Annotated in this window: 10 protein-coding genes and 1 tRNA gene; 6 read left to right on the top strand and 5 right to left on the bottom strand. The window is 66.2% G+C overall.

Annotated features, from left to right (window positions below; all coding sequences use genetic code 11):
• Positions 1-373: 373 nt before the first annotated feature.
• Positions 374-805 (bottom strand): nitroreductase family deazaflavin-dependent oxidoreductase, encoded by a 432-nt coding sequence (locus tag ACJH6J_RS21425; protein WP_212813089.1) that lies wholly within the window; start codon positions 803-805, stop codon positions 374-376.
• Positions 806-995: 190 nt separating this feature from the next.
• Between ACJH6J_RS21425 and ACJH6J_RS21420 the strand changes: the two genes are divergently transcribed.
• The 3 genes from ACJH6J_RS21420 (at position 996) to ACJH6J_RS21410 (ending at position 3,160) form a co-directional block, all read left to right on the top strand.
• On the top strand, positions 996-1,697 hold the full coding sequence (locus ACJH6J_RS21420) for a DUF4396 domain-containing protein (RefSeq protein WP_244872669.1): 702 nt from the start codon (positions 996-998) through the stop codon (positions 1,695-1,697).
• Between the two features lie 85 nt (positions 1,698-1,782).
• Positions 1,783-1,855, top strand: a tRNA-Arg gene (locus ACJH6J_RS21415).
• 114 nt (positions 1,856-1,969) lie between these two features.
• A complete protein-coding gene (locus ACJH6J_RS21410; RefSeq protein ID WP_212813116.1) occupies positions 1,970-3,160 on the top strand; it encodes an IS481 family transposase in 1,191 nt (396 codons plus the stop codon).
• A 146-nt stretch (positions 3,161-3,306) separates the two neighbouring features.
• Here ACJH6J_RS21410 and ACJH6J_RS21405 read toward each other — a convergent pair whose 3' ends face one another.
• Positions 3,307-5,145: an SLC13 family permease gene (locus ACJH6J_RS21405; protein WP_406784486.1), complete on the bottom strand. Its 1,839-nt coding sequence runs from the start codon at positions 5,143-5,145 to the stop codon at positions 3,307-3,309.
• A 212-nt stretch (positions 5,146-5,357) separates the two neighbouring features.
• Here ACJH6J_RS21405 and ACJH6J_RS21400 point away from each other — a divergent pair, with 212 nt between their 5' ends.
• Positions 5,358-6,410: a class I SAM-dependent methyltransferase gene (locus tag ACJH6J_RS21400; RefSeq protein WP_406804499.1), complete on the top strand. Its 1,053-nt coding sequence runs from the start codon at positions 5,358-5,360 to the stop codon at positions 6,408-6,410.
• A gap of 5 nt (positions 6,411-6,415) precedes the next feature.
• Here the strand turns inward: ACJH6J_RS21400 and ACJH6J_RS21395 are convergent, their stop codons facing one another.
• From ACJH6J_RS21395 to ACJH6J_RS21385, 3 genes are all read right to left on the bottom strand, one after another.
• Positions 6,416-6,952 carry a CHAP domain-containing protein gene (locus ACJH6J_RS21395; protein ID WP_318986754.1) on the bottom strand — a complete coding sequence of 179 codons (537 nt, stop codon included), beginning with the start codon at positions 6,950-6,952 and terminating at the stop codon, positions 6,416-6,418.
• Between the two features lie 147 nt (positions 6,953-7,099).
• On the bottom strand, positions 7,100-7,690 hold the full coding sequence (locus ACJH6J_RS21390; protein ID WP_318986755.1) for a GNAT family N-acetyltransferase: 591 nt from the start codon (positions 7,688-7,690) through the stop codon (positions 7,100-7,102).
• The gene (locus ACJH6J_RS21385) at positions 7,687-8,097 is read right to left on the bottom strand and encodes a hypothetical protein (protein ID WP_318986756.1); all 411 of its coding nucleotides are present in this window, start codon (positions 8,095-8,097) and stop codon (positions 7,687-7,689) included. Before ACJH6J_RS21385 ends, ACJH6J_RS21390 begins: the two co-directional genes overlap by 4 nt.
• Positions 8,098-8,159: 62 nt before the next feature.
• On the opposite strand from ACJH6J_RS21385, the gene ACJH6J_RS21380 reads away from it, so the two are divergent.
• A complete protein-coding gene (locus ACJH6J_RS21380; protein ID WP_318986757.1) occupies positions 8,160-8,600 on the top strand; it encodes a cupin domain-containing protein in 441 nt (146 codons plus the stop codon).
• Positions 8,601-8,605: 5 nt separating this feature from the next.
• A complete protein-coding gene (locus ACJH6J_RS21375; protein ID WP_318986758.1) occupies positions 8,606-10,285 on the top strand; it encodes an NAD-binding protein in 1,680 nt (559 codons plus the stop codon).
• Positions 10,286-10,287: the final 2 nt, after the last annotated feature.

Genomic DNA, 10,287 nt, shown 5'->3' with positions numbered 1-10,287 from the left:
TTTTCGAGAGACCTCGACCTCTATCCCGGCAACGACGCGCCAACCACCTCTACACCCTCATCTGTGAAGAGCCCGATTTCAGCCCGGGATTCAAGCACCCAATCCCATTGCACCGCGTTTGCTACCCGAGCGACGCCGGTCGCGTCCAACTGGTGCGCCACATCGACGGGATCGCACGCGCTCATGTCAAATTCACACATTTGGACGGAAGTGTAGACAACCAGAGAACGTCGTTACCACGATTGCTGCGATTTGACATTTGCCCGGTAATGACCATGCAATTCGCGAGTCAAGAGAGCGATTCTGCAATCACGTAAATATTGCCGAATTACTGCACTTCAAGCCAGTAACCGCGCACCGAGGGCGCGTTGCGTTACTGCTCGATGCGAGTGAGTCCGAGAACCGGAATCGTCCGCGTGGTTTTGCGCTGATATTCGGCGAAATTCTCGAAGCGGCCGGCCTGCGTCGCGTAGACGCGGTCGCGTTCGGCGCCCTGCAGCTCGCGTACCCGAACCCTGTACTTGTCGGGCCCGATCTCGACCGCGACCTGCTCGGGATGGGCCAGCGCATTGTGGTACCAGGCCGAGCTCGTGTCCTTGCCGTTGTTGGAGGCGAAGACGTAGATCTCGTCGCCGTCCGACTTCTGGTAGGCCATCGGGTTCTGTCGCGGTTGGCCGGACTTGGCGCCAACGGTATGCAGGATCAGCATGTCGAACTGGGCGAACCAGCCATCGACCACGCCGGTTTCGCGAATCTGCCTGATGACGTCGTTGTGGAAATCGGTCTCATCCCCGGAAGTGCTCATGCGTCCATCCTGCTGCCGCACGACCACCTATGTCAATCAGATTGATATGTGGGCCGCCTCACGGGCCGGTGGGTTGCTGCCAATCGATCGGCCTGTCGCCATCAACCCACCCCTAGCGCGATATACCCCCAGGGGGTATCGTGGAGTCGACTCCGATACCGCTCGATTTCGACGATGAGGAATGACAACGATGGCCAGCGATTCCCACCACCATCCCGCCGACCACCAGGGCGGAAACGACCACAGCTCCCACCTGGATCATGCGCACCACGGCGGCGACATCAACGCCATGGCAGTCAGCGCGACCCTGCATTGCCTCACCGGCTGCGCCATCGGGGAGATCGTCGGCCTGATCATCGGCACGGCTCTGGGCTTGACGAACCTCGCGACCATCGGACTGGCCATCGCGCTGGCATTCGTCTTCGGCTACACCCTGTCGACGTTGCCACTGCTGAAAGCCGGTCTCGCGATCGGCACGGCGCTCAGCGTGGTCCTGGCTGCAGACACGCTGTCGATCGCGACGATGGAGATCGTCGACAACCTGGTCATGGCCGTGATCCCGGGCGCGATGAACGCCGGCCTGGTCAACCCGATCTTCTGGATCGGGATGATGATCGCGCTGACTGTCGCCTTCTTCGCCGCCTACCCGGTAAACCGATACCTGCTGCAAAAAGGCAAAGGCCACGCACTGACGCACAAGTACCACGGAGGCGCCGGTTCCGACGTCACCGGAATTCGGCGCTTCATCCCCACGCTGAGTACGCCGACGCTGACCGCGGCGATCACCGCGTTCATGCTCGGCGGCTTGGTCGTCGCCGTCGCAGACCAGCTCGACTCCCCCGACACCGCGCCGCACAGTCAAACATCGCCGTCCGCGCACGCGGCACCATGAGTGACATCAGAATCCCGATGCCACCGATACGGCGCGCGGCGTTTAGCATGAGTCGTCCCTATGGGTCCCTATCTCGGTAGGTGCCGCCCCCGTAGCTCAGGGGATAGAGCACGGCTCTCCTAAAGCCGGTGTCGCAGGTTCGAATCCTGCCGGGGGCACTTATCCGGGTGTATTACGTCGGTTGATGGCTGACATTTCTCTGTCGGGTGATGCCTGACAGTGTTTCGGCTGATGCTTTACTCCTGCTTCGGTTGATCCTTGACACTCCCTGAATGAGGGAGTTGAGCGTGGCTGAGCAGCGGTATCAGACGGTGCTGGCAGTGATCAGTGATGGGTTGTCGGTGACGCAGGCGGCCGAGAAGGCGGGGGTGTCGCGTCAGACGGTGCATGCCTGGTTGGCCCGGTATGAGGCCGAGGGTTTGGACGGGTTGGTTGATCGGTCGCATCGGCCGGTGTCGTGTCCGCATCAGATGTCAGCCGAGGTTGAAGCGGCGGTGCTGGAGTTGCGGCGCTCACGTCCGTATTGGGGGCCGCGGCGGTTGGTGTTCGAGCTGACCAAACGCAAGGTGTCACCGGTGCCCTCGGAGTCGGCGGTGTACCGGGCGTTGGTGCGGTCGGGGTTGATCGATCCGCGGTTGCGCGACCGGCGGGCCCGCAAGTGGAAACGCTGGGAGCGGGGCGCGCCGATGGAGTTGTGGCAGATGGATGTCGTCGGTGGGTTCCCGCTGGCCGACGGGACCAGCGCCAAGGCCTTGACCGGGATCGACGACCACTCCCGGATGTGCGTGTGCGCCCGGCTGATGACTCGCGAGCGCACCCGCGCGGTGTGCGATGGACTGCGCGGTGCGTTGGCGACCTACGGCTCACCAGAACAGATCCTGACCGACAACGGCAAGGTGTTCACCGGCCGGTTCAACCATCCACCGGTGGAGGTGCTCTTTGATGCGATCTGCCGCGAGCACGGCATCGAGCACTTGTTGACCCAGCCGCGCTCGCCGACCACTACAGGCAAGATCGAGCGGTTTCACCGGAGTCTGCGCGCGGAATTCCTTTCTACCGCAGCACCTTTCCCCAATTTGAAGGCGGCGCAGCAGGCGCTCGATGAGTGGGTGATCGAGTACAACACCGCCCGGCCGCACCAGTCCCTGAAGATGGACACCCCAGCTCAGCGGTTCACCGCATCAGCGCCGGCGGCGGCGCCCTCGAACTCCACGGCTGCGCGCGAGCACCAGCGCCAGGGCTCAGATTGGGTCTCGCGGCGGGTCACCACCAACGGGGTGGTGTGCGTGTCGTGGCAGCAGGTCAGTATCGGCAGGCACTGGGCCGGGCAACGCTGCGACGTTCATGTCGACGGGGACCTGCTGAGGTTCTGGGTCGGTGAGCAATTGGTCAAAACCGCAGCCCGCAACAGCACCGGGGCGGTACGAAACAAGAAGGCCTGCCGCACCCGCGAACAGGCCTGACCACCAACACGAGTGTCAAGGATCAACCGAAACAGATCCGTCACCCATCAACCGAAGTCCGACATGGGGTCGCTGCGTCGAACGTGTGGCTTGCCGAGATTCCGTCTCGCGTGTCGCCTCGTCAGCCGCCACGCTCGATTAGGGCGCTAGCCCGGCAGGTAGATCAGCCGGGCCATCACCACCGTGATCACCATGGTCAGCGCCAGCAGGGGCACGCCGACCTTCGCGTAATCCGAGAACCGGTAGCCGCCGGGCTCCATCACCAGCATGTTGGTCGGCGACGACACCGGCGTCACGAACGCGGCCGAACAGGCGATGGCGACCGTCATCGCGAATCCCTGCGGCGAGACGTGCAATGCCTGCGCCGCTTCGATGGCCACAGGCGCGATCAGCACGGCGGTCGCCGAGTTCGAGATGAACAAGGCGACCACCGCCGTCACCAGAAACACCACCGCGAGCATGCCGGTCGGACCGAGGCTGCCCAGCGTGTCGACCAGGTGACCGGCGATCAGCGTCGTCGTCCCGGTTTTGGCCAGCGCCGTGGCCAACGGCAGCATCCCGGCGATCAGGACCAGCGTGCTCCAGCTGATCAACCGGTAGATGCTGTCGACGCGAACGCAGCCCGCCCCGACCATGGCCAGTGCCCCGAGCAGCGCCGCATCGGCGCCGGGCAGCCAGCCGAACGCCATGCACGTGACCATCGCGATGAGGATGACCACCGCGGCACGACCCCGGCCCGGTGCCACCAACCGCTGCTGATACTCAGCGGGCAGGTTCAACAGGATGAAGTTCCGGCGCGAATCGCTGAGCCGTTCGATGTCGTCCCAATTGCCGCCCACCAACATCGCATCACCGAAGTCGAGGGTGCGCCCGGGCAGGTCCGCGGTGATGCTCTGGCCACGGTGCCGGACCGCCAGGACCGTCACGTTATGGGCGGCGGCCAGATCGAGCTCGCCGAGCGTCATGCCGATCGACTTCGACTCGGGTGCCAGCATCACCTCGGCCACCCCGACGTTCTGCAGCACTTCGCGACGCTCGTCTTCGGCCCGCGGGCCGGTGACCTGACAGCGCAGGTCGGCCGACACCGCGGCGGTCTGCTGTTCATCGACGAGCGTGAAGACCAGATCGCCTGGCTCGAAGACGGTTTCCGGCCGCGCCGACAGGTATTGCGCCGCGCCGCGGGTGTACTTCTCGAAACCGAGAAGATCGAGGCCGTAACGCTCGCGCAGCGGTTGGCGTTGCGCCGCAACCGATTGCCCCACCAGTGGTGAGTCAGCGGATACGTGCAGCAGGTGCCAGCGGGGCCGCAGCCCGTAGGACGCGATGACGTCGAAGGTGGAGGGTTCCTGCGCGTCGGCCACTCCGGTCCGGTTGCGGCTCAAGAGGTTACGCCCGACCAGGAGCATGAAAACAAGACTGACCGCGAGCGTGACGACACCGAACGGCGTGAAGCCGAAGAAGCCGAGCGTCGGCGTGATGCCGCGCTGGCTGAGGATGCCCTCGATGATGATGTTCGGCGACGACGCGATCGACGTCATCATGCCGCTGATCATGACGGCGACACACAAGGGCATGAGCATGCGTTTGCGGTTCAAACCCGTTGCGGCCGTGACCGTCAGCACCACGGGGATCAGCATCGAGACGATCGCCGACGAGTTCATGACCGACCCGATACCGGCCGACAGGACCATGATCAGCGCAACCAGCCGCGACTCGCTGCGGCCGCCGACCTTGACAACGAACTCACCGAGCCGCTGGGTGATGCCGGTGTTGACCAAGCCCGCGCTGACGATGAATATGCCGGCCAACAGAATCACCACGGGCGAACCGAAGCCGGCCAGCGCCTCGGTCGGCGTCAGCACGCCGGTGCTCATCAACGCGACGACGACCAGTACCCCGACGATGTCGGCGCGCGGACGGCCCCACACGAACAGGCCGATGGCGCCGGCCAGGATGCCTACGACGATCCACATCTGATGAGTCACTGGCGAACCTGAACGACGCCGACCGATACGAACACCCTTGATCAATAACATTCGCCGCCACGGATCGGTCGGAGATGCCGCGAATCCGGAGCGCACGTCGCCGCCACGCCTATGGCCCCGGCACGCATTCGACCGTCGAAAAACTACGCATTGTTCAGGAATTTCCGCAGTCGTACAGTCAAGCTGGCAACCACATTTCTGGAGGTCCAGACATGCCTGTGGACGAAGACAAGCTGAACCAATTTCTCGGCATGGCGATCGGCGACATGGGTGCCGCGATCAGTGCCGGCCTGGTCCTGATCGGGGACCGGCTCGGGCTGTACAAGGCCCTGGCGGCTGGGCCGCTCACGGCCACGCAGCTGGCCGAGAAGACCGGCACCGTGGAGCGGTACGTGCGCGAGTGGCTGGCCAACCAGGCCGCCGGCGGCTACGTCCAGTTCGACCCGGACAGCGGCATGTGGTCGATGAGCGCGGAGCAGGCCGCCTGCCTCGCCGACCCGAACGGCCCCGTCGATATCCCCGGCGCCTACAACATCGTCGAAGCGGTGTTCCACGTCCTCGACCGCACGACCGAGAACTTCAAAACCGGCGCCGGCCTGGAATGGGGCGAGCACCATCCGTGCCTGTTCGCCGGTACGGAGCGATTCTTCCGCGCCGGCTACAACGCCGAACTCGTCGGCTCGTGGCTGCCGGCACTGGACGGCGCGGTCGAACGCCTCGAGTCCGGAGCCAAGGCGGCCGACATCGGCTGCGGCCACGGCGCCAGCACGATCCTGATGGCGAAGACCTATCCGAACTCGACGTTCATCGGTTATGACTACCACCCCGAGTCGATACACGTCGCGACCGAACGCGCGGCGGAAGCCGGGGTGACGAACGCGCGCTTCGAGGTCGCCGATGCAACGAGCTACGCGGACAACGGTTTTGACCTGATCGCGTTCTTCGACTGCCTGCACGACATGGGCGATCCGGTCGGCGCCATGCGGCACACCCGGGCCGCGCTCAACGACGACGGCATCGCGATGATCGTCGAGCCGTTCGCCGGGGATCACGTGCAGGACAACATGAATCCGATCGGCCGCATGATGTACGGCGCGTCATCGCAGATCTGTGTACCGGTGTCACTCGCCCGCAACGGGCCGGCGCTCGGCGCGCAGGCCGGCGAGGCCAGGCTGCGCGACGTCGTCGTCGACAAGAGCGGCTTCACGCGGTTCCGGCGCGCCACCGAGACGCCGTTCAACCTCGTCTTCGAAGCACGGCCGTAACGGCGTCAGGGAATCAGGATGTAGCTCATCCCGGGGATGTGCTGGGTGTCGCGGGTCCACCAGGCGAACGGCCCGCCGTGGGACTCGTTGTTCATCTCGGTGATGTTGATCCAGCGGCCGGACACCGAATTCACCCAGGCCACATGACCGTACTGGCTCACCCCGGGCAGTTCGGCGGGGTACACCGCGATGGACCGGGCCTGCGGTTCGTCCACGACCGTCCAGCCGCGGGACCGTGCGGCGTCCGCCCAGACCTTGGCGTTGCCGTGGATGTCCGGGTAGTAGCCCACGTTCTGGTAGGCCATCTGCAGCGCACCCCACGTGCACTGGCCCGGCCAGCCGGAGTTCGAGGCCTGTACCGCGCCCATGGTCCGGGCGGGGCCGGCGTACTGCTGGCCGGCGGGCTGACCGGTCTGCTGACCGTAGGACATGGGGTCGACGTACGACGCCGAGTCGGCGTTGCTCGGGGGCGCCGCCGCCACCCCCGCGCCCGCGATCAGAGCGGCCGCGAGCATGACACCCGCATACGACTTGAAGCTCATTGCGTACATCCGTCCCCCCGATCAAGCGAACGAACCGATGCTTGGATCAAATCACAATTCGGTCACGATTAGACACGAATTCAAAAACATAGCTTGGCAAACTGTCAAGTTTTGCTCAAGACATGCTGATCACAGGGCCGCGGTCAGTCACCGGTTCAGGCGGAATTGCAGGTTGTTGCGCACCGCAGGCCATTCGACATCGAGGATCGAATACACCACGGTGTCCCGGCGGGAGCCGTCACTGAGCAACTGATGTGAGCGCAGTACCCCGTCGAGCTTGGCTCCGAGCCGCTCAATTGCCGCGCGACTCGCCGAGTTGAAGAAGTGGGTTCGCAGCTCCACTGCTATACAGTCGAGCGCTTCAAAAGCGTGCCAGAGCAGCAGCAGCTTGGCTTCGGTGTTCACCCCGGTCCGGCGAACCGACTCCACGTACCAGGTGGCGCCGATCTCCAGGCGGCGGTTGGGACCGTCCACATTGAGATAGCTGGACGACCCGATGAGCCGGCCGTCGAGCGCGCGCACGACGAACGTCAGCCCGGTATCTGGATGCTGCACCGCCAACCGTGCCTGCACCCATTCCGCTGCCGTCGCCGGCGAGGGCGCGGACGTGAACCACAACCGGCCCAGGTCTTCATCGGCGGCGGCCGCGGCGATCTCGGGGATGTGATCGGTGGTGAGCGGCTCCAGAGTCACCCATCGCTGCCCCGTCAGCACGACGGGCTCGACGAATCCCATCACGACCGCCAGGCGACGACGGAGGCCAGCACCGACAGCACGATCGCCAGCACCGCCGACACCAGACCGATGTACAGCCCGTACGACGCGACCACCGGGCTGTGCACGTACAGCACGTGATACCAGACCCCGAGCGCCGCCACCCCGGCCGAAAGTACCAGGGCCACAACGGAAGCCGCGCGCGACGAGAGCCGGCGCGCGGCCATCGTGGCCGCCACGAGCAGGCATGAGGACAACAGGACCATCAGCTGCCCGACACCGAAACCCGGTGGCGGAACAGTGATGTGCCCGACCTTCCCGCCGATGGCGTTCGCGTGCCCCGCCGGGCTCGACAGCCACGGCAACCAGGCACTGACCAACAGCACCAACGCGCACAGCGCGACGATCCAGGCGGGCCGCAACCGTTCCATGACAAGAGCGTATAGACCGTCCGGCAGGCCGACGCAGCTGATCAGCCGTAGCCTCAAGTGCCATGACCGATCTCCCCGATTGGGCGCGGCAGCTCGACCTGTCGCCGCATCCGGAAGGCGGCTGGTACCGCGAGACCTGGCGCAGCGACCTGACCGTCCCCCAATCCGCGCTGCCCGCGCAGTATTCCGGCCCGCGCAGCGCCGGGACCGCGATCCTGTTCCTGCTGCTGCCCGGGCAGCAGTCCGCCTGGCACACCGTGCACAGCGCCGAGCTGTGGCTGTTCCACCGCGGCAGTCCGCTGCTGCTGGAGGTCGGGCCGGAGCAGGCGACCGCGGACACCGTGCTGCTCGGGGCGGACATTGCGGCGGGCGAACGGCCGCAGGCGCTGGTCCCGCCGGGGCACTGGCAGCGGGCGCGTCCCCGTGACGACGAACCCACCCTGGTGAGCTGTGTCGTGGTGCCCGGCTTCGACTTCGCCGACTTCGCGCTGGTTGGTCAGTAGGCCACATGAAGGGGCACGTCATCGTCTGCGGCACCGACGCGCTGGCCAACCGGATCACCGAAGGGTTGCAGGCGGCGGGCGCCACCGTCGTGACGATCCACGAACCCGCCGGCCTCAAGGCGGCCATCGTCACCAGCGCCGCCGCCATCGTCTGCGCCGGCGACGACGACGCCGTCAACCTCGAAATCGCGCTGCTGGCAAGGGAACTCAACCCCACAGTCCGGGTGGTGACCCGGCTGGCCAACAGCGTGCTGCGCGCCGCGGTGGCGCAGGACAACGGACCGGGCGCAGTTCTCGACGTCGCCGACCTGGCCGCGCCGTCGGTCGTCGAGGCCTGCCTGGCCCGCACGACCCACACCATCTCGGTGGCCGGCGTGGACTACGTCATCTCCGGCACCGACGCCCCGCGCGACGCCACACTGCGGGAGATGTTCGGTGACCTGGCGCCCGTCGCCGTCGTCCGCGGGGAGAACTCGGACGCGCCTGGCGAGGTGACGCCTTGTCCCGGTAGGGATTTCGAGGTGCGCGCCGGCGACTGGACCGCCATGATCGGCACCGCCGACGAACTCGCGGACGCCGGCATCACGGTGCCGCGTCCGCTGAGCAACCGAACCCACCGCCCATGGCCGCGCCGCGTAATCGACACGCTGCGCGTCCTGCGCGACGACATCAACCCCATCTTCTGGTGGGCCCTGGGCACGTCGATGTCGCTGCTGCTCGGGTCGACGGTGCTGCTGCGCTTCGCCTATCACAACCCGGCCGGCATGAGCTGGATCGATGCGCTGTACTTCTCGACCGAGACCATCGCGACGGTCGGCTACGGCGATTTCAGCTTCATGCATCAACCAACCTGGTTGCGGCTGTGGGGCATTGGGCTCATGTTCGCCGGCGTCACCACCACCGCGATCCTGGTCGCGTTCGTCGCCGACGCGCTGCTGTCCCGTCGGCTCGGCAACTCGTCGGGGCGCCGGCGGGTGCAGCACCTGCGCAACCACATCGTCGTGGTGGGCCTCGGCTCGTTCGGTATCCGGGTGGTCAGCGACCTGGTTGCGGCCGGCTACGACGTCGCCGTCATCGAACGGGACGAGACCAACCGGTTCCTGGCCCAGGCCGCCCAGCTGGATGTCCCGGTGATCTTCGGCGACGCGACCCTGCGCCAGACACTCGAGCTCGCCCGCCTGGACCGGGCGCGCGCCATCGCGGTGCTGACGCAGGACGACATGGTCAACATCGAGACCGGCATCGTGCTGCGCGAGATGCTCAGTCCCCGGGTGCTGCCGGAAATCGACCGGCCCGACGTCCCGCTGGTGCTGCGGATCTACGACCGCACCCTCGGAGCGGCGGTGGCGGGGCGCTTCGGCTTCGCGCACGTCCGGTCGACGGTCGAGCTGGCGGCCCCGTGGTTCGTCGGCGCGGCGATGGGGCTACAGGTCGTGGGCACCTTCTCGGTGGGCCAGCAGTCGTTCATGGTGGGCGGCGTCCACATCGACGCGGGCAGCGCGCTCGACGGGATGCGGATGGCGGAGGTGCCGACGCAGATTCGGGTCATCGCCATCGCGCGGGCGGGCACCACGCTGCCGCGACCGCGGCGCGACGCCCAACTGTGCGCCGGCGACACCGCGTATCTGGTCGGTCCGTACCGCGAACTGATCGAGACGCTGCTGACCGGTCAGCGGACGCCGTAGCG

Source organism: Mycobacterium sp. SMC-18 (assembly GCF_045310895.1).
In the GTDB taxonomy this organism is placed as follows: Bacteria; Actinomycetota; Actinomycetes; order Mycobacteriales; family Mycobacteriaceae; genus Mycobacterium.
This window is presented reverse-complemented; position numbering and strand designations above follow the sequence as displayed.

Bases quoted from the DNA above. Each gene is read 5' to 3' on its own strand.
- ACJH6J_RS21425 (WP_212813089.1), bottom strand. From the start codon at position 805: ATGAGCACTTCCGGGGATGAGACCGATTTCCACAACGACGTCATCAGG.
- ACJH6J_RS21420 (WP_244872669.1), top strand. From the start codon at position 996: ATGGCCAGCGATTCCCACCACCATCCCGCCGACCACCAGGGCGGAAAC.
- ACJH6J_RS21410 (WP_212813116.1), top strand. From the start codon at position 1,970: ATGAGGGAGTTGAGCGTGGCTGAGCAGCGGTATCAGACGGTGCTGGCA.
- ACJH6J_RS21400 (WP_406804499.1), top strand. From the start codon at position 5,358: ATGCCTGTGGACGAAGACAAGCTGAACCAATTTCTCGGCATGGCGATC.
- ACJH6J_RS21395 (WP_318986754.1), bottom strand. From the start codon at position 6,952: ATGAGCTTCAAGTCGTATGCGGGTGTCATGCTCGCGGCCGCTCTGATC.
- ACJH6J_RS21385 (WP_318986756.1), bottom strand. From the start codon at position 8,097: ATGGAACGGTTGCGGCCCGCCTGGATCGTCGCGCTGTGCGCGTTGGTG.
- ACJH6J_RS21380 (WP_318986757.1), top strand. From the start codon at position 8,160: ATGACCGATCTCCCCGATTGGGCGCGGCAGCTCGACCTGTCGCCGCAT.
- ACJH6J_RS21375 (WP_318986758.1), top strand. From the start codon at position 8,606: ATGAAGGGGCACGTCATCGTCTGCGGCACCGACGCGCTGGCCAACCGG.